Here is a 22,964-nt window from a genome sequence, read left to right as displayed (position 1 = left end):
GAGAAAGGCCGACATGAGCACGGTGCCTCCCGAGGCGGAGGCCGAGATACTCGCGGAGCTCCGCAGGCTGCGGGCCCGCGTGCCCCAGCTCACCGGCGCCCTCGCCGCGAGCGCCGACGGCCTCGTACTCGCCCAGGACAGCGCCGCCTCCGAGGCGGAGACCGTCGCGGCACTGACCGCGGCCGCCCTCGGTGTCGCCCAGCGCCTGAGCGACAGCACCGGCCAGGGCGGATTCCGCGAGCTTCTCGTGCGCGGTGAGTACGGCTACGTGGCCACCTACGCGGCGGGCGAGGCGGCCGTCCTGACCCTGACGGCGGAGCCGCGCGTCAATGTCGGCCGGCTCCACCTGGAGGCCCGGCGCTCCAGCGTGCGCGTGGGCGAGCTCATCGACCGCACCCTCGGGCGGCGGGGCTCCGGCGTTCCGCCCCTTCCCCCGCTGCCGCCCGCTCCGCCCACCTGACGCCCTGCAGGGCGACACCAGACTGCACCGCAACCAGAACAGCCACAGAGAACACGAAAGAGGAACCACTCATGGCAAACGTCGAGACCTGCCTCAAGGAATGCACCACAACCATCGACGGCGCGCTCGGCGCCGCCCTGGTCGACTACGGCAGCGGCATGGCCCTCGGGACCATCGGCGGTGGCAAGGACCTCGACCTCGCGGTAGCCGCCGCGGGCAACACGGACGTGGTCCGCGCCAAGGTCCGCACGATGGAGATGCTCGGCCTCAAGGACGAGATCGAGGACATCCTCATCACGCTGGGCGGCCAGTACCACCTGATCCGCCTGCTGAAGGGCCGGGGCACCTCGGGCTTCTTCTTCTACCTCGCCCTCGACAGGGGCCGGGCCAACCTCGCGATGGCCCGCCACCAGCTGAAGAGGATCGAGGCCGATCTGGAAATCTGAGCCAGGACCGCGTCGTCGAGGTGGCGGGCGGCTTAAATCTTTGCCGTCCGCCCCGGCGATCAGCTGTGGTATGCCCGATAAGGGAGGAGTTCATGATTCTGCCACCTAGTAGGATGCTGTGAGCAGCTGATCATCGATAAAGCACCAATCGCTGGAGAACCCGCCACCCATGCCCCCGCGCCTGAGCATCGTCGTCCCCGTCTACAACGTCGAGCTCTACCTCGACGAGTGCCTGGAATCCATCGCCGCTCAGACCTTCGGCGACTTCGAGGCCATCCTCGTGGACGACGGGTCCACGGACACCAGCGCCGTCATCGCCAAGGCCTTCGCCGCGCGGGACAAGCGCTTCCGGGTCGTGATGCAGGAGAACGCCGGCCTCGGCGCCGCCCGCAACGTCGGTGCCCGGCACGCCCACAAGGACAGCGAGTACCTGGCCTTCGTCGACAGCGACGACACCATGCCGGACTACGCCTACCAGCGGATGATCGACGCCCTCGACGAGACGGGCTCGGACTTCGCGGCCGGCAACGTGAAGCGCTTCCGCTCCGTCGGCATGCAGCAGTCCTGGGGCCACCGGGCGGCCTTCGCCAAGACCCAGCTGAAGACCCACATCTCCAAGTTCCCGGCGCTGGTCACCGACCGCACCGCGTGGAACAAGGTCTACCGGCGCACCTTCTGGGACGAGCACGGCTTCCAGTACCCGGAGGGCATCCTCTACGAGGACGCCCCGGTCAGCATCCCCTCGCACTACTTCGCCTCCAGCGTCGACATCCTCAGTGACTGCGTCTACCACTGGCGCGTCCGCGAGACCGGCGAGCGCTCCATCACCCAGCGCTCCACCGACCCGGTCTCGCTCATCGACCGCGTGACGTCCGTCCGCCTGGTCCGCGAGTCCCTCAAGGCCAAGCAGGGCGCCAAGTACACCCGCTACCTGCGCGACTACGACTACAACGTACTGAGCGAGGAACTCCCGCTCATCTACAAGTACGTCGGTGAAGGCGGCGCCGACTTCCGCGCCGCGTTCGTCAAGGAGGTCGGCGGCCTCGTCCGGGAGATCGGCACCGGCCCCTGGTCCGACCTGACCGTCGCCGACCGCCTCAAGGCGTTCCTGGCGAGCGAAGGCCGCGTCGAGGACTTCATCGCCCTCCAGGATCACCAGCGCGACTACCAGTACAGCGTGCCCGTCAAGGGCATCGCACGCCCGCAGGCGGACTACCCCTTCCTGCAGGGCCGCCCGCCGGTCCCCGCCAAGATCCTCACCCTCGGCCCGCGCGAGCGCCGCGTCGTCAGCCGCGTGGAGCAGGCTGCCTGGGCCGACGGCAAGCTGCTCCTGCGCGGCTACGCCGTGCCCGGCCACCTCGGCGCGGAGAGCCGCCTCGGCTCCCGCAAGATGCTGGTGTTCCGCGAGGGCGGCAAGCGCCGCCGCTCGGTCGTCAGCGCCCGTACGGTCGCCTCCCCGATGGCCACCGTGAACGCCCACCACCTCGCCCTGAGGCACGCCGACTGGGCCGGCTTCACCGCCGTCGTCGACCCCTCGGTCTTCCAGTCGGGCGGCACCTGGCGCGAAGGGATATGGACCACCTCCATCGCCGTCACCGGAGCCGGCGGCCTGCACCGCGCCCGCCTCAAGGGCGGCGAGAACGACACCGGCCAGAACCCGCCCGCGCACTGGGTGGCCCCGGACGTCCGGATCGTTCCGGCCGTCTCCGGCTCCCTCACCATCCAGGTGGAGATCGTCCGCGCCCGCGCCCTGGAGGTACGACCCGACGGCGACGACGCCGCCCTGATCAGCGGCGAGCTCTCCGCCCAGATCGACGGCGCCGCCACCCTGCAGGCCGTGCACGTCAGCACCGGCACCATCCTCACCTTCCCGCTGGAGACCGCCTCCGCGGCCGGCGTCGGCCGGATCCCGTTCACCGCCCGTGTACCGCTGGCCGAGCTGGCCGCCGTACCGGACGCCCCGTGCGAGCCCGGCGAGTGGACCCCGGAGCCGTGGAGCCTGTCCGTGCTCGGCGCCGACGGCACCGAGCACCGCCTGGCCCACGACGAGCGCGGCGGTTTCAACGGTCTCGTCCTTCCCCTGCCCGGCGAGGACGCGGACCGCGTCCTGTTCGCCAAGCGCGGCAACACCGGACACCTGACGCTCTCCGTGCAGCCCTCGCCGCCTCTGATCGACACCGTCGAGACCAAGGACGGCACCGTCACCCTGAAGGGCCGGTTCACCGCACCTACCGACGAGCCCTACGAGCTCGTCCTGCACAACGCGCACGGCGTGGAGTTCAGCTACCCCGTCACCCGTGACGGCAACGGCTTCGAGACCACCTTCGAGCCCGTGCTCCCCGAGCCGTACGCCGGCCGCACCACGATCCCCGAGGGCCGCTGGTGGCCCACGCTGCGCCCGGCCGCCCAGGGCGGAACCACCGCGGGCCTCCTCGGCGTCGACCGCGGCGCTCCCGTGCAGATGGGCCCCGGCCTGCTCTTCGCCGGTCCGCACCCCCTCACCACGCACGGCCGCCGGATGCGGGTCGAGACCCGCTTCTACGACCGCATGGTGCTGGTCGCCGACCCGCTGCTCAGCCCGCACGACCGCTCCCGCTACTCCCAGCGCGTGGCCCGTTTCGAGACCTACCCGGCGCAGCGCGCCCTGCCGGTCAAGGACGTCGTCATCTACGACACCTTCCAGGGCAACGGCGCCGGCGACTCCCCCCGCGCCATCCACGAGGAACTGGTGCGCCGCGGCGAGAAGCTGGAGCACATCTGGCTGGTCCGCGACGGCCGCGCCGAGGTGCCGGCGACCGCACGCGCCGTGCAGCACGGCAGCCTGGAGTGCTGGGAACTGCTGGCCCGCGCCCGTTACTACGTCACCAACGACACCGTGCCGGCGCACTTCGAGCGCCGCGCCGGTCAGGTCGTCGTCCAGACCTGGCACGGCACGCCGATCAAGCAGATCGGCCACGACTTCGTGCACGACTACTACACGAGCCCGGAGATCCTGGAGGGGCTGGCGCACGACAGTGCCCAGTGGACCCTGCTCGCCTCCCCGAGCTCGTACGCGACGCCCCTCCTCAAGCGCGCCCTCGGCTACGACGGCGAGGTCATCGAGGCCGGCAGCCCGCGCACGGACGCACTCGTGCGGCCCGACGCCGAGCGGATCGCCGAGGTCCGGCGGCGGCTCGGCCTGCCCGAGGGCAAGAAGGTCGTCCTCTACATGCCCACGTGGCGCGAGAACTGCGAGGGCTGGTCCGGCGGCTACAAGCTCGACCTGCGGATCGACCTGGAGCAGGCGCGCCGTGAGCTGGGCGAGGACCACGTCCTGCTGGTCCGCGGCCACCACCACGTGGGCGAGCAGGTCCGCGAGGGCGTCCGCGACGGCTTCGTCGTCGACGTCTCCCGCTGGCCCGACGCCGCCGACCTGCTGCTCGTCGCCGACGTGCTGATCTCGGACTACTCCTCCGCGATCTTCGACTTCGCGCTCACCGACCGGCCGATCCTGCTCTTCACGTACGACCTGGAGCACTACAAGGGCACGCTGCGCGGCTTCAACTTCGACCTGGAGGAGAAGGCGCCCGGCCCGCTGCTGGCGGACTCGGCGAGCCTGATCGAGGCCGTACGCAACGCCGACACCGTCGGCGAGCAGTACGCGCAGGCGCGGGCGGCGTTCCGCGACGAGTTCTGCGACCTGGACGACGGCCGCGCCACCGAGCGTGTCGTCGACCGCATGCTCTCGATGGGCGCGCAGCCCGCGAAGTAGGCCGTACGGGCGAAATCCCGGCCGAACACAGAAAGGCCCCGGGCCCACCGATGAATTTCGGGCCCGGGGCCGGTCTGTATGTGAGGAACGGTAACCACCGTCCACACACGGGCCTGGAGGCAGAGATGAGCGGCAACGGTTTCACCACGTGTCTGTGGTTCGACGGCGACGCGGAAGCGGCCGCGGACTACTACGTGTCCGTCTTCAAGGGCGGCAAGATCGGCCGGACCAGCCGCTACACGGAAGCGGGCCCCGGGACGCCGGGCGCGGTGATGGTCGTCGAGTTCGAGATCAACGGGCAGAAGTTCGTCGGTCTCAACGGCGGACCGCAGTTCCCCTTCACGGAGGCGATCTCCTTCCAGATCCACTGCGCCGATGAGGCCGAGGCGGACTACTACTACGACGAGCTGACCAAGGAGGGCGGACAGGAGTCCGCCTGCGGCTGGGTCAAGGACAAGTTCGGGGTGTCCTGGCAGGTCATCCCGCCGGGCGCCATCGAGGTGATCGGCGATCCGGACCCGGAGCGGGCCGCCCGCGCCACCGCCGCCATGATGAAGATGAAGAAGCTGGACGTGGCGGAGCTGCGCCGGGCGGCCGACGGGTTCTCGGGCTAGACCGCTTCCCGGCTGGCGGAGATCCGGGCCAGGAGCGCGGGCAGGGCGGTCCCGATCGGCTCACGGACCACCTCGTCGGCGAGCGGGTCGTACGGGGTCTCTTCGGCGTTCACGATGATCAGCCGGGCTCCGGCCTCCGCCGCCATCCCGGCCAGGGAGGCGGCGGGCTGCACCTGGAGCGTCGACCCGACGGCGATGAAGACCTGGCACCCCTTGGCCACCGCCATCGCCTGCCCCAGCACCTGCGGGTCGAGCCGTTCGCCGAACATCACGGTCGCCGCCTTGAGGATCCCGCCGCACCGCCGGCAGGCGGGATCCGGCTCCCCGGCGGCGACCCGGGCCAGCGCCTCGTCCATGTCCGACCGGACATGGCAGGCGGTGCACACCACCGACCGGGCGGTGCCGTGCAGCTCGAACACCTTGCGTGCGGGCATCCCGGCGAGCTGGTGGAGCCCGTCCACGTTCTGTGTGATCACCCGCACCGGGGTGCCGCCGCGCTCCAGCTCCGCCACGGCCAGGTGCGCGGCGTTGGGCCGCGCCCCGAGTGCGCCGAGCTCGGCTCGCATCAGCCAGGACCGGCGCCGGATCTCCGGATCGGCCATGTAGTACGCGTAGGTCACGAGCTTCTCGGCGTCGGGCTCACGCCGCCACAGACCTTGCGGCCCCCGGTAGTCCGGAATCCCGGAATCGGTGGACATCCCGGCCCCACTGAACACTGCGACGAGCGGTTTCCCCATGCGCCGAGCCTACGTACGGGCCCCTCGCGGCCGCGACCGTATTTATCCGTTCACCCGTCTGCCGTCAGCCTGCCGCCCGTCTGCACCTCCCGCCGATCGGGGCGGGGACCCGTGCGCCCGGGGGCCGGAGGGCCGTTTCTGCGGTGAATCCCGGCCTCCACTGGGGTGAGATCCGGGCCGGGCCCCTGCCCTCGACACCGGCAGGCGGGTACAAACCGGGCATGAAGCTCAAGCCGTACAGCCTTGTCGCCCTGCTGCTGACCCTGCCGGCGCCGGTGGCCCTGTCGTCCGTTCCCGCTCTCGCCGCGCCGGTGGCCGTCCCGGGGCCGCCGCGGCACAACGAGGAGGCGATCAGTCACTTCCTCGCCGCCTTCTACGGCGAGCACGGCCCGTCCCGCCAGGACCGCGAGAGCCGTGTCTCGCAGGTGCTGAAGGACAGACAGAAGGACACCCCGGAGGTCGACGTCCTGCTCTGCGCGCAGAACGAACCGAAGGACATCACCGTCGGCCCGGTCACCGTCGCCCGGGCGGCCGCCGTCGGCTGGGCCACCGTCACCACCCACTGGGAGTCCGGGCACACCGACACCTTCACCGCCTACGTACGCCTCGACTCCGAGCCCATCCGGCTCGACGACGTGATCTGCGCGGGCTGAGACCCCCGCGCGCCGCGGCCGGGCGCCGGCTCCCGGTGGCTCATCAGGCCCTGCTGCACGTCCTTCGGCCGTCTGGTACAACACCGGGCATGACGGGATTCGAGATCACCGGCGCGAGCGCCGCCGACATGGAGATGATCCGCGGCTGGGCGGACGCGGAGGGCTGGAACCCGGGAGACACCGACCGGTTCGCCTTCGCGGTCGCCGACCCGGAGGGCTTCCTCGTCGGCCGGCTCGACGGCGAGCCGGTGGCCTGCGTCTCAGCGGTCCGCTACGGCGAGGGCTTCGGATTCATCGGCTTCTACATCGCCCGGCCCGCCTTTCGCGGGCAGGGGTACGGCATCAGGCTCTGGCATGCCGCGATGGAGCGGCTGGACGGGCGGCTCATCGGGCTGGACGGGGTCGTCGAGCAGCAGGACAACTACCGTAAGTCCGGTTTCCGTCATGCCTGGAACAACGTCCGCCACGAAGGTGTCCCGCAGGGTGCTGGTGAGGGCGCCGGTGAGGGCGCCGGGGTCGACGTGGTCGACGCGGCCGCGCTGCCCTTCGGGCAACTCGCGGCCTACGACCGCCGGTTCTTCCCCGAAGCGCGCGACGCCTTCCTCTCCGCCTGGACCGCTCTGCCGGGCCGGACGGCGCTGGCCGCCGTCCGGGGCGGCCGGATCGAGGGGATCGGCGTCATCCGGCCGTGCAGCGGAGCCTTCCGTATCGGCCCCCTCTACGCGGCCACCCCCGGCGTCGCCGCCACCTTGCTGCGGCGGCTCGCCGAGCACGCGCCGGGCGGTCTGGTCTCCGTGGACGTGCCGGACGCGAACCCGGAAGGCATCGCCCTCTTCGAGGGCCTCGGGCTGGTCCCCACCTTCGAGACCGCAAGGATGTACACCGGCCCGGCCCCCGAGGTGGAACTGGCCGGGATCTACGGGGTCACCAGCCTCGAACTGGGCTGACCCCGCGAGGTGACCGCGGCCGGGCGGCTGTCGACGTGCCGCCCGGCCGGTCACCGCACTGCGCTGAGCGTGCGTCAGAAGCCGAACAGGACGCCGTTGGCGCTGCGCAGACCGCACGGGTTGCCGAAGGTGTGGTCGTAGTTCAGCCGACGGCCCTGCCACACCCCGTCGGCCGTGACCGTCATGGGGTTCCACTCCCTGGTACACGCCGTGTCGGGCCCGGGCGCCGCGAGGACGTCGAGCCGTGCCGCGTTCGCACGTAATTCGGCGCACGCGCCGGCCGGGTTCGGGTGCGTCCCGCCCGGCGTCGGCGCGCAGACCAGCGTCACCGCGCGCAGTACGGTACCGGTCGCGGCGTCGTCTCCGGCGGTCACCCCGAGCACGAGCGCGGACGGGGCGTAGAGGCTTTCCGCGCCGGAAGGAGCGGCTCCGGCCGTCCCCGGCCAGGCCAGCGCAGTGAGCGCGGTGAGCGCCATGGCGGCGGAACCGAGCCCGAGACCCCTGGTGATGGACCGCATTTCGAACACTCCCTTGGGTTGTTGTTTCGGATAGCGGACAGAGTCTTGCCGACGCGGGCCGTGAACGCCCGTTCGGACCCCCATTTTTCGTCACCGATCGTGTACGGATGACTGCAGACCGCAGCGGTGTGACAGGGCCTGACCTGTGCGGGAGCAGGCCGCCGAATCGGCTGAACAATGGCCGGGAGACACGCGTGAAACCTTTGCGAAAGGCCCCGGAGGCCGTCCGGGACCCCCGCTGGGCGTCCGCAGCGGCATGGTGATCCCGTGGGGCGCCCTCGGCGCGCTAGGCCCGGACGGGCCTAGCGCGCCGAGGCGCGCGGGGCGTAGAGGTCGAGGAGACGGGTGCGGGTCTGCTGCAGCCGAATGGCGAGGACGCGCCCGACCCAGTGGCCGATCGCGGATCCGAAGGCGGGGTCGGCGTCCATGAGCAGCCGCACGCGCGTGCCGTCGAACTCGTACGCCCGCACCGGCGTCATCGCCTCGGCGCTCAGCTGCCACACGTACGGCGGGAACAGCCACGACCAGCCCACCAGCTCACCGGGGCCGAGGTTCTCCACGGGCGTGGGCCTGCGGCCGCCGGGCACGGGGATCTGCAGGGTCACCGTGCCGGAGCGCACGATCCAGAAGGACTCCGCCACGGAGCCTTCGGCGAAGATCCGGGCGCCTTCGGGGAAATTGACCTCGCGGGCCTGGGCCATCAGTCGGCCACGATGCTCGGCGGACAGCACGGCAGCCATCCGGACGGGGGAAGGTGTGCTCACGACGGCCTCCGATCACGACCCCCCGCGGCGCACTGCTACCCCCAGTGTCGCCGACATGCGCGCCATCGAGACCGCAACGGACAGGGCTTCTTGCGGACCGGCCCCGTCCGCCCGGTCCCGGTACGCCCCGCACGTCCCCGCCCGTCCCGGCGGCCCCGTCTATTCGTCGGCGTTCGCCTCCAGGCAGGCCAGTTCCATGGCGTCCAGCACCGCCTCGTTGCTGCGCCCGCTCAGCTCGGCGACGTTCTCGATCTGCGCCGTCGCCCAGGCCGACAGCGTCATCGCCAGTACCCGGAGCCCGTCGGTGCCGTAGTCGGCGAGGATCGCGTCGGCCACGACCATCGCGTCCTCCGGCACCTGCTCGGGGGGTTCGAGGCCCGCGAGACCGCGCAGCATGGCGAGCGTGCGGCGGGAGATCTCCGGCGTCATCCTCGCCAGCCGCATGTCCTCTTCTTCGTCCATCCCCGCCCCATCCTCCAGTGCCGTGCCCGTCCCCCCAGGGCACCGTAGAGGGGCGCGGCGCCGCGCGGGGCGGTTTTGCCAGGGTGACCCTGTGTGAACGGGTCGTGGCCGACAGGTTCCGGCTGGCTCACCGCCGCCGCCCGACCCTCCCCGCCCGCCTTCGCGTGGGCGCGGTGCGGTTTGGCATCCGATGTGTCAAGTGGGGTGAACGGAGTGCGGATTCACCCTAAGGTGCGCCCGTACGCATGGCTGGCGGACGGCTGTTCGGCTGTTTCCGGCCATGGCTCACCCGGCCGCGCCCGATACGGCCACACGGCACTCGAACTGGGGGGTTCATGCGTAGATCCAGAGGGTTGGCGGCCGCTCTCGCCCTGTCCCTGGCCACAACCGGCGCAGGGATGGGCCTCGGCCTCGTCCAGCAGGCGGCGGCGATCACCCCGCCCGTCGCGTTCACCGCCGACGCGCTGTCGACCTGGCAGCCCAACGGCGTGGTCTGGGCCCTCGCCGAGGCGGGCGGCCAGGTCTTCGTCGGCGGCACCTTCTCCGCCGTACGCCCGCCCGCGGGCGGCGCCGGCAGCGAGCAGCCGGTGGCGAACTTCGTGGCGCTCGACGCCGCGACCGGCGCCCCGACCTCCTGCGAGCTGTCCTTCACGGTCGGCGGCGGCACCGCCACCGTCCGAGCGCTCACCCTCTCGCCCGACAAGAAGACCCTGTACGCGGGCGGCTACTTCGGTGCCGTCAACGGCACCCCCGTCTCCAGTCTCGCGGCCATCGACGTGGCGAGCTGCACGGTGAAGCCCGCGTTCCGGCCCGCCTTCGCGGCCACCGTACGGGCCCTCGCCGTCACCGACGACACCGTCTACGCGGGCGGCGACTTCCTCAGCGTCGCCGGCCAGCAGCGCGAGCGCTTCGCAGCGGTCGACGCGGCCGACGGGACGCTCAGGCCCTTCACCGCCAACGCGGACGAGCCCGGCCGCGCCGTGGAGGTCACCCCGGACGGCAACAGTGTGGTGCTCGGCGGCGACTTCTTCACCGTCAACGGTACGAACACGCACGCGCTGGCCGTCGTGAACGCGACGAGCGGCGCGCTCACCAGGTCCTATCCCGGCTTCATCGAGACCAACTCGGTCGTCAAGGACATCGCGACCGACGCGAACGGCTTCTACACCGCCAACGAGGGCACGGGCGGCGGTGTCTTCGACGGCCGGATCGCGCTGGGCCTCGGCGACTTCAACCAGCGCTGGCGCGACACGTGCCTGGGCGCCACGCAGGCCGTACTGCCGTACCAGAACGTGCTCTACAGCGCCTCGCACGCGCACGACTGCTCCAGCGTCGGCGAGTTCCCCGACGGCCAGCGCCACCACCTGCTCGCCCAGCCCACCAGCGGCACCGGCAAGCTGGGCTGGGCCCCCGACACCAACGACGGCATCGGCGAGGGCATCCGCCCGCGCGTGATGACGGTCGGCTCCAAGGGCGGCGTCCAGTACCTGTGGGTCGGCGGCGAGTTCACCACCGTCAACGGCGCGGCGCAGCAGAGCCTGACGCGCTTCGCCTCCACCGGGGACACCGGCGCGCCCACCGTGCCCGTCGCGAGCGCGGTCAGCTTCAAGCCCGGCCAGGCGCAGGTGCGCTGGCGCACCAGCCTCGACCTCGACGACAGCGCGCTCACCTACAAGATCTACCGCAACGGGGCGGCCACGCCGATCGCCACGGTCACCGCGGACTCGCTGTTCTTCCGGCGCCCGCAGGCCTCCTGGACCGACACCACCGTCACGCCCGGCCAGTCGTACACCTACCGCGTGACGGCGACCGACGCGGCGGGCAACGCCAGCGCCCTGTCGGGCACCGCGAGCGTGACGGTCCCGACCTCGGTGGACGGCTACCCGAACCAGGTCCGCGCCGACGGGGCCCAGCAGTACTGGCGCTACGACGAGTCCGCCCTGCCCTTCGTCGCCGACTCCTCGGACGGCGGCAACCAGAGCGGTGTGCACCTGAACGCCCCCGCCCTGCGCCAGACGCCCGGCGCGGTCTCCGGCGCGAGCACGGCGATCGGCTTCAACGGCACGGACACCCAGGTGTACGGGGACAAGCGCCAGACGGTGGGCAGCACCTACACCATCGAGACCTGGTTCAAGACGAACACCACCCGCGGCGGCAAGCTCTTCGGCTTCGGGAACAACCAGTCCCGCGGCAGCAATCAGTACGACAAGCACATCTACATGACCAATGACGGCCGGCTGGTCTACGGCGTCTACACCGGCGCGACCCGCACCGTCACCACCAGCGCCGCGTACAACGACGACAAGTGGCACCACGTCGTCGCCACCCAGGGCCCCGGCGGGATGACCCTCTACGTGGACGGCGCGCAGAAGGGCACCCTGAACGTCACCACGCACGAGAACTTCTCGGGCTACTGGCATGCCGGCGGCGACAGCCTCGGCGGCTGGCCGGACCGCCCGACCAGCGAGTACTGGGCGGGCCGGCTCGACGAGACCGCCGTCTACCCGACCGTCCTGAGCGCGGCGCAGGTGCAGAACCACTACGCCCTCGCCACCGCCCCGGCCGACTCGGTGGTGCAGGTGGCCGCCGCGGAGGACACCTACGCCAACGCGGGCGCGCCCGACACCAACTACGGCACGTCGAGCTCGCTCGCCGTGCGCGGCACCTCGTTCTACGCGAGCTACCTCCGTTTCGACCTGCCCGCCGCGCCCGCGGGCACGGTGCTGAAGTCGGCCACCCTCAGCGTGAAGACGAGCACGATGAGCGGCGCCGGTACGACGGACACCGTCTCGGTCGTCCCGGTCGCCGGGCCGTGGACCGAGGGCGGGACGACGTACAACAACCGCCCCGGCCTGGGCGGTCCGGCACTCGGCGCGTTCGCGGGGGTCCCGGACGGCTCCGCGGTGAACACCACGGCGCTGAACACCCAGGCCGTCGCCGCGGCCCTCGGCACCGGATACGGCCTGGCCCTGAGCAGCGCCGGTGCGGACGCGCTGTGGCTGTGGTCCTCGGAGGCGCAGGCCAACGAGGGCACACCGCAGCTGACGCTGACCTTCGGCGCGCCGTGAGGTACGCCGTGAGGTAGGGCAGCGCCGTCGGCGGGGACGGGCCGTTTCCGGTCCGCCCCACCGACGGCCCGGGCCTCAGGCGATGCCGTACGTGAAGGTGTACTCCACGGACGTGTCGCCGTACCGGAAGGTGAACCCTCCGGAGCCCGTCAGTCCGGCGAGATCGCCGGTGCCGGAACCCGGTACGACCTCGAAGCGGCAGACGGTGCCGGCCGCGTCGAAGCTGCCGCGCTCCTCCAGGACGAAGGTGCCCTTGCGGCCGTCGACGCTGCCGGAGAGCAGTTCCATGCCGGCGTACGTGCCGACCTTCTCCCCGGTGTACGCGATCGTGTAGGCGCAGGTGGTGCGGGCCGCCTCGACCCCGCCGCTGAAGGAGTTGGTGACCTCGGCGTGGGCGAGGCGCGGGGTGGCCTCCGCGGGGCCGACGGGACTCTCCTGCCAGTCGGCGAAGGTGAAACGGCCGCCGGTCTCTACGGGCGTGGGCATGGTGATCCTCTCGGCGGGGCCCGGGCGGTTCTTGCCCGCCCGGGTCGTTCATCGGTCTGTGCCCCCAGGCTGGCAGCCGTACCTGACACCTCCTGTCAGGTACGGCGACAATGACTGCCATGCGCGCCGACCGCCTCCTCTCCCTGCTCCTGCTGCTCCAGAACCGCGGCCGGATGACCGCGCCCGAGCTCGCCGCCGAGCTGGAGGTGTCCGTCCGTACCGTCTACCGGGATGCCGAGGCCCTCGGCGCCTCCGGAGTCCCCGTCCTCGCGGACCGGGGCCCGGCCGGCGGGTTCCGGCTGGCGGACGGCTACCGGACCCGCCTCACCGGCCTCACCGACGCCCAGGCCGGCTCCCTCTTCCTCGCCGGAGTACCCGGCCCCGCGCGGGAACTCGGCCTCGGCGCCGAGCTGGCTGCCGCCCAGCTGAAGCTCCAGGCCGCGCTCCCCGCCGCGCTCGCCGGCCGGGCGAGGATGATCCAGGACCGGTTCCACCTCGACGCGCCCGCCTGGTTCCGCGACGCCGACCCCGTCCCGCACCTCGCGGGGATCGCCGAGGCCGTCTGGGACCAGCGGGTCCTGCACACCCACTACCGCCGCTGGGGCGGCGAGGTGCACCGGGAACTGCATCCGCTCGGCCTCGTCCTCAAGGGCGGCATCTGGTACCTCGTGGCCCGGGCCGGGCATTCCGGGAACGCGGTGAGCTCAGAGGCCCCCGCGGCCCCCGCGGCCGCCGTCCGGACGTACCGGGTCTCGCGGTTCCTGGCGGTGGACGCCTCGCCCGACGCCTTCGAGCGGCCCGCCGACTTCGAACTAGCCGCGTACTGGGAGGAGTCCACCCGCCGCCTGGACGCCGTGCTCCACCAGCAGACCGCCGAGCTGCGCCTCTCGCCCCGCGGGCAGCGGCTGCTGCCGATGCAGTTCGGCGCGGCGGGCGTACGGGCGCTCGCCGACGCCGGTCCGGCCGACGAGGAGGGCTGGGTACGGATCCGGCTCCCGGTGGAGTCCGAGGCCGTCGCGGTCGGCGACCTGCTCCGGCTGGGTACGGAGGCCGAGGTCCTCGGCCCGCCCGAGCTGCGCTCGGCCGTCGCCGGCACGGTCGCGGCGCTCGCCGCCCGCTACGGCTGACACCGGCCGGCTCACCCCGAGCCGGGGCCGCCGCGGCCGGCGGACTGCCAGCGGATCTCGCCGTCCTGGCGGTGCAGGGTCGCGCGCAGGCCGCAGGCCGCGGCGACCGCCGCCGATGCCGCGTGGTCCGGGTGCACGTGCGCGACGAGAGTGCCGATCGGGAGCTCCGTCAGCCAGGCGGCGAGCGCCCGGGCGGCCTCCGCGGCGAAACCCCGGCCCTGCCATGCGGTGCCGACGGTCCACGCCAGCTCGGCCCGGTCACGGCCGGGGGTGATCGTGGCCTGGACGGTGCCGACCAGCCTTCCCTGCTCGCGCAGCCGCAGTACCCAGTTGGCCCACACGACCTCGGGGTCGGGGGAGCCGGTGGCCAGCCGCTCGTAGCGGGCGCGGAGCCCGTCGGGCGACAGCGGTGCGCCGCCGATGAAGGCGTGCAGGGCGGGGTCGGCCAGTACGAGGGCCATCTCGTCGGCGTGCGCGGGGCTCAGCGGGAGCAGGTCGAGGCGGCGGGTGGCGAGCGCGACGGGCCGGGTCGCGGGACGGCGGACCTTGGCGGCCGCGCCCGGGCGGGGGACGCCGTCCACGGCCAGGCAGATGCCGAACACCCGGTCATGGCCGGTCCAGCCGTTGACGTGGCCCTGGTTGTTGCTGATCTGCACGCGCCGGCGGGGCGCGGCCACCGCCGACACCAGGTGCAGGTACACCGCGCCGCTGACGCGGGCCAGGACGATGTCGCCGACCTCGACCAGCGCCGGGTCGGCCGGCGCGACCCGCACGCGATCCCGGCTGTGGATCAGGGGCGCCATGGATCCGCCGGTCGGCCGGAAGTCCACGGTCTCGCCGCGGCCGATACGGTCCGCCAGCGCTTCGAGCATGCTCATCGCGCGAGTCTCGCCGTACGGGACGGCGACGGCCACCGGATTTCGTCAGCGCGGGGGCTCCACCTCCAGGAAGCGGCGCCCGCGGGCGCCCCGGTACAGCAGGCACACCCACCCCAGCCGTTCCAGCACGGCCGCACAGGCCTTCAGCCGTTCCTGTTCCTCCCCGGCCGCGCCGCCGCCCGGGGGGCCGGGCCAGGTCACCTCCGCCCGCCCGGGCTCAGCTCCGGCGGCCACGCGGTAGCCCGTCCGCGTACGCCGCCCCCGCGCGTCCAGCGCCGACGGTGCGATCCCCGCCGCCTCCAGTACGAGGGCCACCGCGTGCGGCAGCCGGCGGACCTCCCACGGGGCGGGAACCGCCGTGCCCGCCGGGCCGTTGACCAGCCGACGGATCTGGAGCAGCCCCTCGTACGCCGTGCGTACCTCCGCCGCCCGCCGGGCAGCCGGCGCTCCGGCTTCGTCCGGCGTGTCAGGGCCGTCGCCGGTCGCGGCCTCGAAACCCTGCCCGGATGCCTCCATCACCTACCACCCCGCCCGCCCGTCTGAGTACCTGGAGCCCAACAGCCTGAGTATCCGCCCCGATTCCCCGCCGCGCCGCCGCTGGTCGAATGAGGCCATGACCTCCGAGGCCCCGCGCAGCGCCACGCTCCGCCCGCGCATGCAGCACGTGACCACCGCCGGCACCGCCCTGGCCGTGGCCCTGGTCCCGCTCGTCGTCGGCGTCCTGTTCGCCAAGGCGATGGCCGCCGACCCGATGACCCCGGTCAACGCCCTGATCGCGAGCGGCGGCCAGCGGGCCGCCCTGCCCCGGGGGGAGTGGAAGCGCCGGGGCCGCACCACCGTGCACCGGCTGCGCACCGCCCGCCGGGACACGGCCAGGCGCTGCGCCCACGTCTGCGGCCGCCGCGCCTGAGGCGTCAGGAGGCCGGGGCGAGGGGCTCCTGGAGTTCGGTGACCCACTGGTCCGGGTCCTCGGGGCAGGCGAGCGTCAACTCGCGCGCGTACCCCGCCGAGCGGTGGCCGTGCGCGTCGATCCAGCGCGCCAGGGCCTGGGCCGTCGGCAGCACCCCGTCCATCGAGCCCCGGTGCACCACGGTCGCCGCCCGCTCGACGGCCGGCAGCGTGACGATCCGTACCCCGCCCCCGAGATCCTCGGCGCGGACCGCCGCCGCCACCGGCAGCCCCGCGTGGACCAGGACCGCGGTACCGGGCTCCACGCCGGGCGCGTCCTCGTAGTAGGCGAGGCCGGGACCGGCCGGAACCACCCCGGCCTCCTCGACGCGGCGGCACAGCTCCTCGTACAGCGGGCCGATGACCGGAGTGATGTCCTGCGGCTCGTAGCTCCCCGCGATCCCGGCCAGCTCGGCGAGCCGGACGGACGGGAGACTCTTCACGACGATGTCGTCGGCAGGCATGGAACCCTCGCTCTCGATGGTCCGGAGCCTCGCCTCGACCTGGACCAGCCGGGCCGCCGCGGCGGCCATGGCGGTCTCCAGTTCCGCCTGGCGCAGCCGCAGCATGCCGCGCATCTCCTCCGTACCCACCCGCTCGTCGAGGATCGTCCCCACCTGGTCGAGGCTGAAGCCGAGTTCCTTGAGCGCGATGACACGGTTGAGGCGGGCGAGCTGCCCGGCCTCGTAGGAGCGGTAGCCGGTGAAGGGGTCGACACGGGCCGGGCGCAGCAGTCCGAGGGCGTCGTAGTGACGCAGCATGCGGACCAACACGCGGCCGTGCTTGGCGAAGTCTCCGATGGTGAACATGACGCCTTCCAGTGCAGGCCCTGACACAGGGGGAGGGTCAAGCCTCGCACTGTGGTGGTCAGTGACCGTACTGGCGCAGGCACAGATCGACGATGGACGGCGGTACGGCGCCCTCCGCGGCCGCGCACAGCTCGTCCACGTGCGGCGGCGGGACCGGCCCCCGCCGCGGATGGGGAACCGTGGGCTTGGCGGCGTGCTGCCGTCCGGCGGACGGCCGGGAGGCCTTGGCCCGGGGCCGCGCGGCCGGGGGGGCCGGGTCCGGGGCCGGATCGGGAGCCGGGACGGGACGTGGGCCGGTGCCGCCCGCCGCGGCCGCTGGCAGCTCCCCGAGGGGCAGCGGCACGGGCGGCAACGCGTCCGGCGCGTCGGCGGGCGGTACGGAACCACGCGGGGGAACCGGAACCGACTGCTGCGGGCCGACGGAGACACAGCCGGCGCTCGCGAGGAGCGCGAGGAGGGAGAGGGGCACGGCCCGGCGTAACTGCATCGCACCACTTTGCCGTACACCCCGCCCGGCCGGGGCCCCGCCTCACGCGTCCGGGTGACGGCGGCCGCGGAGCCGAATCGATCCTTCGGCGGCGTCCCCACCGCCTCCGTGCTCGGCGTCCCCGCGGGGACCCTGCTGGGCGAACTCGGCGGCTGGCGCACCGCCTTCGCGGCGGTCGGCGCCCTCGGCCTCCTCACCCTGGCCGCCCTGCTCCTGCTGCTGCCCCCGCTGCCGCCGAGCCGCCCCATCACCTTCCCCGAACTCCCCGCCCTGCTCCGCGAGAACCCGGGGGTCCGAGCGGGAGTCGTCGTCACCTTCCTCGTGGTGACCGGACAGTTCGCCGCCTACACCTTCGTACGGCCGATCCTGCAGGACGTCTCCGGCATCGACGCCCGGTACGTCAGCACCCTTCTGCTCGGATACGGCGTCGCGGGCGTCGCGGGCAACTTCCTGGCCGGGGCGCGCGACGCGTACCGCACGCTGCTCACGGTCAGCACCTGCCTCACCGTGATCCTCGCGTCGATCGCCGTCCTCCCGGGAGCGGTCGCCGGGACCACCCTGCTGCTCGCCTGGGGGCCGGTGTACGGAGGGGTCCCGGTGAGCCTGCAGAACTGGATGATCAAGGCGGCTCCGGCCGTGGCCGAGACGGCCTCCTCGCTCATGGTCGCCATGTTCAACCTGGCCATAGCCGCGGGCGCGCTGCTCGGCGGCCTCGCCGTCGACGGCATCGCGGCCCCGGCCGCACCGCTCGGCGGAGCCGCCCTGATGCTCCTGGCCGCGGGTACCGTCCGGGTCACGTCGGTCCGGCGCCGGGATAGCGGACCGAAGGGATAGTTCGGACATCAGGCTTGACCCGGGGTACGCACAGGGGACAGAGTGCGCCCGATCAAGAACCACCGCATGAGCTGCACTCGGAGACCCCAAGATGTCCATATCGGTCCGCTCCTCGCTCCACCCGGCCGCGACCGGTGGTTCTCCCGCGCTCGTTGCACGCGGTGCCGCACGGCGTGCCAGAGCCTGACCGGCAACCGTGTCCCACCACCCCGACGAGAGCGGACCCGTCCCCGGCGACAGCCTGTTCACGAGCCCGTACGCGGTGCCCCCGGAAGGTCCCTCCGGGCCGACGGCTTCCGTCTGGCCGCAGACCGGCCCCGCACCGCTGTCCTTCCACGATTTCGAACCGCGGGCGGAGGCGGCGCCCGCCGCCCGCGACGCCGCCTCCGCCGCGCCCCGCTCGCGCCGCGCGGCCGGGCGTGACCGCGACGGTGGCCGCCGCAGCCGGCTCCCGGCGGCGGCCCTCACCCTGATCGCGCTCGGCCTGGCCGGCGGTCTGGTGTACCTGCTGACCGGCCCCGACGAGCCGGAGCCCCGCGCGCGGGCAGAGGCGCCGCTCCGGCTGTCCCTGCCGGCGCTCCCGGCGCGCAGCCCGGACGGCAGCCCGTCGCCGGAGGCGACCGTACGGTCCGTGAAGCCCTCGGCGTCGGCCACGGCCTCGGCCTCGGCCTCCCAGGCGTCGCCGAAGCCGGGGCCGTCGGCGAGCGCCTCGGCCGGGCAGGCCTCGTACGGCACGCTGCGCATGGGGGACAGCGGTTCGGGGGTGCGCGCCCTGCAGGAGCGGCTGTTCGGGCAGGGGTTCACGTACGTCTCCACGACCGGTGTCTACGACAGCCAGACCCGGCGCGGTGTCGCCCAGCTCCAGCGCGACCGGAACATCAAGGGCGACCAGCCCGGTGTCTACGGGCCCGCCACGCAGGCTTCGTTCCCCATCGGCGGCTGACCCTCCCGCGGTCGGAGGCCCTCGGCGGCGCGGCAGGCTAACACCCCGATAAGCGCTGGACCAGCGGAAATGGCGGGAGGGAAAGTGGGCGTCGGCCGCAGTCGCGTCCATCACCACCGCCACGTCCGAGGAGTCCGCCCATGTCGACCTTGAGGGTCACCGTCGAGGAGCTGACCGTCCACGAGCACCCGAACGCCGACGCGTTGGAGCTGGCCCAGGTGGGCCTGTACCGGGCCGTCGTCGCCAAGGGCGCCTACCGCACGGGTGAGTTCGCCCTGTACATACCGGAGCAGGCCGTCCTGCCGCCCGGCCTGATCGAGGAGCTCGGCCTGACCGGGAGGCTGGCCGGAAGCTCCGCCGACCGGGTCAAGGCGGTCCGGCTGCGCGGCGAGCTCTCGCAGGGGCTGGTGTGCCGGCCGCGCGCGCTCGCCGACGTCGATCTGGTGCTGGCGGCCAAGGAGGGCACGGACTTCGCGGAGTCGCTGGGCATCACCAAATGGGCGCCGCCCGTGCCGACGACGATGAACGGCGACGTCGAGTCCGCCCCGGACCTGATGCCGTGGGTGGACATCGAGAACCTCCAGCGCTATCCGCACCTCTTCGAGCCCGGCGAGCCGGTCGTCCTCACGGAGAAACTGCACGGCACCGCCTGCCTGTTCACGTACGTCGTCGAGGGCGAGCGGGCCGTGGTCTCCTCCAAGGGCTACGGCTCGAAGGGGCTCGCGCTGAGCGAGGACGAGCGCAACGTCTACTGGCGGGCCGTGCGGGGGCACGGCGTGCCGGCCGTCGCGGCCGGGCTGGCTGCCCGGCTCGGCGCGAGCCGGGTCGGGATCTTCGGGGAGGTGTACGGCGCGGGCGTCCAGGACCTCGGCTACGGGACGGACGTGCGCACCGCCGGGGCCCCGCCCGGATACGCCGTCTTCGACGTGTCCGCGGAGATCGACGGGCAGGTGCGGTGGCTGGACCCGGCTGCCGTGCTGCCGGAGGGCGAGCTGCCGCTGGTGCCGCGGCTGTACGAGGGGCCGTACGACCTCGACACGGTGCTGGAGCTGGCGAGCGGCCGCGAGACCGTGTCCGGGCGGGAGGTGCACCTGCGCGAGGGGGTCGTGATCCGGCCGGTGGTGGAGCGGTACAGCCCGGTGGTGGGCGGCCGCGCCATCGGCAAGGCGGTGAGCCCGGCGTACCTGACCCGGAAGGGCGGTACGGAGTACGAGTGACCGCCGGGGCCGGTCCGGCCGGCCCCGGCCCCGTCCCTCACGGCTTTCGGACCTCCAGGGCCGTGCGCCAGCCCGGCGGTTCGGTGTGGGGGGCCGGGGCCGCGCGGCGGCCGCCCGTCGCGAAGAACGCCGAGAGGGGGAGGGTGGCCGCGCCGACCGTGACGGCGTCCGGGCCCAGGGAACCCAGGCCCACGGTGACCCGGCCCGCCGGATGGCGCAGCGAGTACCGCGTCGCGTGCTCCCGTACCGCCGGGAGGATGCGGGGGCCCAGCATGAGGCCCGCCCAGCCGCCGATCAGGATCCGCTCAGGACGGAACAGGTTGATCAGGTCCGACAGCCCCGCGCCCAAGTACTCCGCGGTCTCGTCCAGGACCTCCCGCGCCACCGGGTCCCCCGAACCGGCCGCCGCCAGCAGGGCCGACAGGGCTTCCTCCTCGTCCACGCAGTCCACCGGGCCGCCGCCGCGCTCGGCCCAGCGGGCCAGCAGGGATTCGGCTCCCGTGTACGCCTCCAGGCAGCCCAGCGCCCCGCACCGGCAGCGCCGGCCGCGTACGGAGACCGTCAGGTGGCCCCACTCCAGCGGGGTCCCCTGCGTCGTCCCGCCGTCCGGCGAGCCGTCGGTGATCAGGCTCGCGCCGACGCCCGAGCCGAAGAGCACGACCACCGCGTCCCGGGCCCCGCGCCCCGCGCCGAACCACATCTCCGCCTGGCCGAGGGTCCGCGCGCCGTTGTCGATGATGTACGGGACCTCCGGCGGCAGGGCTCCGGTGGCGCGCAGCAGCTCCTCCAGCGGGACCGCGTCCCAGCCGATGGTCTGGCCGTGCACCACGGCCCCGCCCGGCGCCTCGCGGTCCACGATGCCCGGTACGCCGACGCCCACGCCCAGCAGCCGCTCCGTACCGACGCCGGCCTCGGCGAGCACGGTGGCGATGCCCTGCTCGATGTGGTCGACGATCGGGCCGACGTCGTAGCAGCCGCGCGGCAGCAACGGGAGTTCGGTGCGGGCCAGTTCGGTCAGGGTCAGGTCGAACAGCTCGACGCGGACCCGGGTTTCGCCGACATCGACGCCGATCATGTGGGCGCTGCCGGGCGCCACGCGCAGCAGGGTGCGGGGCCGGCCGCCGTCCGAGTCGACCACGCCGGCCTCTTCCAGCAGCCCGTCCGCGACGAGTTCGCCGACGACGTTGCTGACGGATCCGGAGCTCAGCCCGGTGGCGGGCCCCAGTTCCTGGCGGCTCATCGGCCCGCCGAAGTACAGCCGTTGGAGAACGGCGCTCCGGTTGCCCCGCCGCAGGTCCCGCACCGTTCGTCCGCTACGCCCCGTGGTCATCCGGCTCCTTCCGCAGTGGCATCGCTCGCAACATACCCTTGCGCGACCTCTTGACGCGACCCTTTCACGAGGCTTAACTCACGTCCTAAATTAAGGCCTGGACGGAGCGCCCGCGTCGGCCTTGCCGTTGCCCGCGACCTCGCCGAAAGGGGCCGAGCCGCCATGCGCAGAACCAGAGCCGCCGCAGCCGCCGTCACCGTCGCCCTCCTCGCCGCCGCCACCGCCTGCGGCGGCGGATCCGCGGACAGCGGGGGCGGATCCAACACAGCCCCCGGGGAGCTCACCTACTGGGCGTCGAACCAGGGCCCGGACATCGCGGCGGACCAGGCCGCGCTCGGTCCCGAGCTGAAGAAGTTCGAGCAGCGGACCGGCATCAAGGTGAAGCTCGAAGTCGTCCCGTGGTCCGACCTGCTCAATCGGATCCTCGCCGCCACCGCCTCCGGGCAGGGCCCGGACGTCCTCAACATCGGCAACACCTGGTCCTCCTCCCTCCAGGCGACCGGCGCCCTGCTGCCCTGGGACGCCGGGAACTTCGAGGCGATCGGCGGCAAGGACCGCTTCGTCGAGTCCGCGATCGGCTCGGCCGGAGCCGCCGGCAAGGACCCGGCCGCCGTCCCGCTCTACTCGATGTCGTACGCGCTCTACTACAACAAGAAGATGTTCCATGAGGCGGGCATCGAGAAGCCCCCGGCCACCTGGGACGAGATGGTCACCACCGGCCGGAAGCTGTCCAAGGACGGCAAGTGGGCGCTGGGGGCCGAGGGTTCGAACCTCTCCAACAACATCCACCAGGCCTTCGTGCTCTCCAGGCAGCACGGGGCCGAGTTCTTCGACGCCGCCGGCAAGCCCTCCTTCGACACCCCCGCCAACGTCGAGGCCGTCAAGCAGTACGTCGACCTGATGGCCAAGGACAAGATCATCGCGCCCGGCAACGCCGAGTACGACAAGAACCAGTCGCTCCAGGACTTCGCCGGCGGCAAGACCGCCATGGTCCTGTGGCAGAGCGCGGCCAGCAGCTTCACGGCACACGGCATGAAGGAGGGCGACTGGGGTGTGGCCCCCGTCCCCGTCCCCGCGGGCGGCACCCCCGGTACCGGCAGGAACACCAACTCCATGGTCGCGGGCATCAACCTGGCCGTCTTCAAGAACACCGACAACATCGACGGCGCGCTGAAATTCGTGAAGTTCATGACCGGCGACGAGGAGCAGAAGATCCTCAACAAGACCTACGGCTCCATCCCGCCGGTCAAGGCCGCCCAGAGCGACCCGGCCTTCGCCGCCGAGGACCTCACCGTGCTCCGCGACACCCTCGCCACCAGCGCCGCCCCGCTCCCGCAGGTCCCCGAGGAGTCGCAGTTCGAGACCACCGTCGGCACCGCGATCAAGGAGCTCTTCGCCGACGCCGCGGCCGGCCGCCCGGTGACCACCGAATCGGTCAAGGCGAAGCTCACCAAGGCCCAGCAGCAGATGCCGAACTGAGCCCCG

Annotated in this window: 23 protein-coding genes; 13 read left to right on the top strand and 10 right to left on the bottom strand. The window is 72.9% G+C overall.

The genetic code is table 11. From position 1 onward, the window contains the following. The first annotated feature begins 13 nt into the window (after positions 1-13). The 4 genes from OG429_RS05810 to OG429_RS05795 all read left to right on the top strand — a co-directional run bounded on the left by OG429_RS05810 (position 14) and on the right by OG429_RS05795 (position 5,271). On the top strand, positions 14-460 hold the full coding sequence (locus OG429_RS05810; protein WP_328924203.1) for a roadblock/LC7 domain-containing protein: 447 nt from the start codon (positions 14-16) through the stop codon (positions 458-460). Positions 461-531: 71 nt separating this feature from the next. Next, the gene (locus tag OG429_RS05805) at positions 532-906 is read left to right on the top strand and encodes a hypothetical protein (protein ID WP_328924202.1); all 375 of its coding nucleotides are present in this window, start codon (positions 532-534) and stop codon (positions 904-906) included. Between the two features lie 169 nt (positions 907-1,075). Next, positions 1,076-4,657 carry a bifunctional glycosyltransferase/CDP-glycerol:glycerophosphate glycerophosphotransferase gene (locus tag OG429_RS05800; RefSeq protein ID WP_328924201.1) on the top strand — a complete coding sequence of 1,194 codons (3,582 nt, stop codon included), beginning with the start codon at positions 1,076-1,078 and terminating at the stop codon, positions 4,655-4,657. 125 nt (positions 4,658-4,782) lie between these two features. After that, positions 4,783-5,271 carry a VOC family protein gene (locus tag OG429_RS05795; RefSeq protein WP_328924200.1) on the top strand — a complete coding sequence of 163 codons (489 nt, stop codon included), beginning with the start codon at positions 4,783-4,785 and terminating at the stop codon, positions 5,269-5,271. Here the strand turns inward: OG429_RS05795 and OG429_RS05790 are convergent. Beyond that, positions 5,268-6,008, bottom strand: coding sequence for an SIR2 family NAD-dependent protein deacylase (locus OG429_RS05790; protein ID WP_328924199.1), 741 nt, complete (start codon positions 6,006-6,008; stop codon positions 5,268-5,270). The genes OG429_RS05795 and OG429_RS05790 overlap by 4 nt on opposite strands. Positions 6,009-6,229: 221 nt before the next feature. Here OG429_RS05790 and OG429_RS05785 point away from each other — a divergent pair, with 221 nt between their 5' ends. Together OG429_RS05785 and OG429_RS05780 are read left to right on the top strand one after the other, a co-directional pair. Then, positions 6,230-6,661, top strand: coding sequence for a hypothetical protein (locus OG429_RS05785; RefSeq protein WP_328924198.1), 432 nt, complete (start codon positions 6,230-6,232; stop codon positions 6,659-6,661). An 89-nt stretch (positions 6,662-6,750) separates the two neighbouring features. Then, the gene (locus OG429_RS05780) at positions 6,751-7,608 is read left to right on the top strand and encodes a GNAT family N-acetyltransferase (RefSeq protein ID WP_328924197.1); all 858 of its coding nucleotides are present in this window, start codon (positions 6,751-6,753) and stop codon (positions 7,606-7,608) included. Positions 7,609-7,682: 74 nt separating this feature from the next. Here the strand turns inward: OG429_RS05780 and OG429_RS05775 are convergent, their stop codons facing one another. The 3 genes from OG429_RS05775 to OG429_RS05765 all read right to left on the bottom strand — a co-directional run bounded on the left by OG429_RS05775 (position 7,683) and on the right by OG429_RS05765 (position 9,352). Continuing rightward, complete coding sequence (locus OG429_RS05775) at positions 7,683-8,126, bottom strand: subtilase-type protease inhibitor (protein WP_328924196.1); 444 nt, start codon at positions 8,124-8,126, stop codon at positions 7,683-7,685. Between the two features lie 302 nt (positions 8,127-8,428). Then, a complete protein-coding gene (locus OG429_RS05770) occupies positions 8,429-8,890 on the bottom strand; it encodes a Crp/Fnr family transcriptional regulator (protein ID WP_328924195.1) in 462 nt (153 codons plus the stop codon). A gap of 159 nt (positions 8,891-9,049) precedes the next feature. Beyond that, positions 9,050-9,352: a hypothetical protein gene (locus OG429_RS05765; RefSeq protein WP_328924194.1), complete on the bottom strand. Its 303-nt coding sequence runs from the start codon at positions 9,350-9,352 to the stop codon at positions 9,050-9,052. Positions 9,353-9,687: 335 nt separating this feature from the next. On the opposite strand from OG429_RS05765, the gene OG429_RS05760 reads away from it, so the two are divergent. Then, positions 9,688-12,420: a DNRLRE domain-containing protein gene (locus OG429_RS05760; protein ID WP_328924193.1), complete on the top strand. Its 2,733-nt coding sequence runs from the start codon at positions 9,688-9,690 to the stop codon at positions 12,418-12,420. Positions 12,421-12,495: 75 nt separating this feature from the next. Here the strand turns inward: OG429_RS05760 and OG429_RS05755 are convergent, their stop codons facing one another. Next, complete coding sequence (locus OG429_RS05755; protein WP_328924192.1) at positions 12,496-12,906, bottom strand: DUF3224 domain-containing protein; 411 nt, start codon at positions 12,904-12,906, stop codon at positions 12,496-12,498. Positions 12,907-13,025: 119 nt separating this feature from the next. Here OG429_RS05755 and OG429_RS05750 point away from each other — a divergent pair, with 119 nt between their 5' ends. Further along, positions 13,026-14,033: a helix-turn-helix transcriptional regulator gene (locus OG429_RS05750; RefSeq protein ID WP_328924191.1), complete on the top strand. Its 1,008-nt coding sequence runs from the start codon at positions 13,026-13,028 to the stop codon at positions 14,031-14,033. A gap of 11 nt (positions 14,034-14,044) precedes the next feature. Here OG429_RS05750 and OG429_RS05745 read toward each other — a convergent pair whose 3' ends face one another. Together OG429_RS05745 and OG429_RS05740 are read right to left on the bottom strand one after the other, a co-directional pair. After that, positions 14,045-14,527, bottom strand: a complete 483-nt coding sequence (locus OG429_RS05745) for a GNAT family N-acetyltransferase (protein ID WP_328930171.1) — start codon at positions 14,525-14,527, stop codon at positions 14,045-14,047. 429 nt (positions 14,528-14,956) lie between these two features. After that, positions 14,957-15,427, bottom strand: coding sequence for a hypothetical protein (locus OG429_RS05740; RefSeq protein ID WP_328924190.1), 471 nt, complete (start codon positions 15,425-15,427; stop codon positions 14,957-14,959). 97 nt (positions 15,428-15,524) lie between these two features. Here OG429_RS05740 and OG429_RS05735 point away from each other — a divergent pair, with 97 nt between their 5' ends. Then, on the top strand, positions 15,525-15,821 hold the full coding sequence (locus OG429_RS05735; protein ID WP_328924189.1) for a hypothetical protein: 297 nt from the start codon (positions 15,525-15,527) through the stop codon (positions 15,819-15,821). A gap of 4 nt (positions 15,822-15,825) precedes the next feature. Here OG429_RS05735 and OG429_RS05730 read toward each other — a convergent pair whose 3' ends face one another. Both OG429_RS05730 and OG429_RS05725 read right to left on the bottom strand, forming a co-directional pair. Continuing rightward, positions 15,826-16,668: a MerR family transcriptional regulator gene (locus OG429_RS05730; RefSeq protein ID WP_328924188.1), complete on the bottom strand. Its 843-nt coding sequence runs from the start codon at positions 16,666-16,668 to the stop codon at positions 15,826-15,828. Positions 16,669-16,726: 58 nt separating this feature from the next. Then, a complete protein-coding gene (locus tag OG429_RS05725; RefSeq protein WP_328924187.1) occupies positions 16,727-17,155 on the bottom strand; it encodes a hypothetical protein in 429 nt (142 codons plus the stop codon). A gap of 9 nt (positions 17,156-17,164) precedes the next feature. Between OG429_RS05725 and OG429_RS05720 the strand changes: the two genes are divergently transcribed. From OG429_RS05720 to OG429_RS05710, 3 genes are all read left to right on the top strand, one after another. Then, a complete protein-coding gene (locus OG429_RS05720) occupies positions 17,165-17,989 on the top strand; it encodes an MFS transporter (RefSeq protein WP_328924186.1) in 825 nt (274 codons plus the stop codon). Positions 17,990-18,185: 196 nt separating this feature from the next. Further along, positions 18,186-18,932: a peptidoglycan-binding domain-containing protein gene (locus tag OG429_RS05715; protein WP_328924185.1), complete on the top strand. Its 747-nt coding sequence runs from the start codon at positions 18,186-18,188 to the stop codon at positions 18,930-18,932. Between the two features lie 140 nt (positions 18,933-19,072). After that, complete coding sequence (locus tag OG429_RS05710; RefSeq protein WP_328924184.1) at positions 19,073-20,149, top strand: RNA ligase (ATP); 1,077 nt, start codon at positions 19,073-19,075, stop codon at positions 20,147-20,149. A 37-nt stretch (positions 20,150-20,186) separates the two neighbouring features. Here OG429_RS05710 and OG429_RS05705 read toward each other — a convergent pair whose 3' ends face one another. Then, positions 20,187-21,479, bottom strand: coding sequence for an ROK family transcriptional regulator (locus OG429_RS05705; protein WP_328924183.1), 1,293 nt, complete (start codon positions 21,477-21,479; stop codon positions 20,187-20,189). A gap of 162 nt (positions 21,480-21,641) precedes the next feature. On the opposite strand from OG429_RS05705, the gene OG429_RS05700 reads away from it, so the two are divergent. Further along, on the top strand, positions 21,642-22,958 hold the full coding sequence (locus tag OG429_RS05700) for an ABC transporter substrate-binding protein (RefSeq protein WP_328924182.1): 1,317 nt from the start codon (positions 21,642-21,644) through the stop codon (positions 22,956-22,958). Positions 22,959-22,964 lie beyond the last annotated feature (6 nt).

The sequence above is a fragment of the Streptomyces sp. NBC_00190 genome (genome assembly GCF_036203305.1).
Classification (GTDB): Bacteria; Actinomycetota; Actinomycetes; order Streptomycetales; family Streptomycetaceae; genus Streptomyces.
Note: the sequence above shows the minus strand (reverse complement) of the source record. Positions and strands in the feature narration are given on the sequence as shown.

Bases quoted from the DNA above. Each gene is read 5' to 3' on its own strand.
- OG429_RS05740 (WP_328924190.1), bottom strand. From the start codon at position 15,427: ATGGAGGCATCCGGGCAGGGTTTCGAGGCCGCGACCGGCGACGGCCCT.
- OG429_RS05800 (WP_328924201.1), top strand. From the start codon at position 1,076: ATGCCCCCGCGCCTGAGCATCGTCGTCCCCGTCTACAACGTCGAGCTC.
- OG429_RS05725 (WP_328924187.1), bottom strand. From the start codon at position 17,155: ATGCAGTTACGCCGGGCCGTGCCCCTCTCCCTCCTCGCGCTCCTCGCG.
- OG429_RS05730 (WP_328924188.1), bottom strand. From the start codon at position 16,668: ATGTTCACCATCGGAGACTTCGCCAAGCACGGCCGCGTGTTGGTCCGC.
- OG429_RS05765 (WP_328924194.1), bottom strand. From the start codon at position 9,352: ATGGACGAAGAAGAGGACATGCGGCTGGCGAGGATGACGCCGGAGATC.
- OG429_RS05760 (WP_328924193.1), top strand. From the start codon at position 9,688: ATGCGTAGATCCAGAGGGTTGGCGGCCGCTCTCGCCCTGTCCCTGGCC.
- OG429_RS05780 (WP_328924197.1), top strand. From the start codon at position 6,751: ATGACGGGATTCGAGATCACCGGCGCGAGCGCCGCCGACATGGAGATG.
- OG429_RS05755 (WP_328924192.1), bottom strand. From the start codon at position 12,906: ATGCCCACGCCCGTAGAGACCGGCGGCCGTTTCACCTTCGCCGACTGG.
- OG429_RS05785 (WP_328924198.1), top strand. From the start codon at position 6,230: ATGAAGCTCAAGCCGTACAGCCTTGTCGCCCTGCTGCTGACCCTGCCG.
- OG429_RS05700 (WP_328924182.1), top strand. From the start codon at position 21,642: ATGCGCAGAACCAGAGCCGCCGCAGCCGCCGTCACCGTCGCCCTCCTC.
- OG429_RS05775 (WP_328924196.1), bottom strand. From the start codon at position 8,126: ATGCGGTCCATCACCAGGGGTCTCGGGCTCGGTTCCGCCGCCATGGCG.
- OG429_RS05810 (WP_328924203.1), top strand. From the start codon at position 14: ATGAGCACGGTGCCTCCCGAGGCGGAGGCCGAGATACTCGCGGAGCTC.
- OG429_RS05735 (WP_328924189.1), top strand. From the start codon at position 15,525: ATGACCTCCGAGGCCCCGCGCAGCGCCACGCTCCGCCCGCGCATGCAG.
- OG429_RS05790 (WP_328924199.1), bottom strand. From the start codon at position 6,008: ATGGGGAAACCGCTCGTCGCAGTGTTCAGTGGGGCCGGGATGTCCACC.
- OG429_RS05805 (WP_328924202.1), top strand. From the start codon at position 532: ATGGCAAACGTCGAGACCTGCCTCAAGGAATGCACCACAACCATCGAC.
- OG429_RS05705 (WP_328924183.1), bottom strand. From the start codon at position 21,479: ATGACCACGGGGCGTAGCGGACGAACGGTGCGGGACCTGCGGCGGGGC.
- OG429_RS05750 (WP_328924191.1), top strand. From the start codon at position 13,026: ATGCGCGCCGACCGCCTCCTCTCCCTGCTCCTGCTGCTCCAGAACCGC.
- OG429_RS05710 (WP_328924184.1), top strand. From the start codon at position 19,073: ATGTCGACCTTGAGGGTCACCGTCGAGGAGCTGACCGTCCACGAGCAC.
- OG429_RS05795 (WP_328924200.1), top strand. From the start codon at position 4,783: ATGAGCGGCAACGGTTTCACCACGTGTCTGTGGTTCGACGGCGACGCG.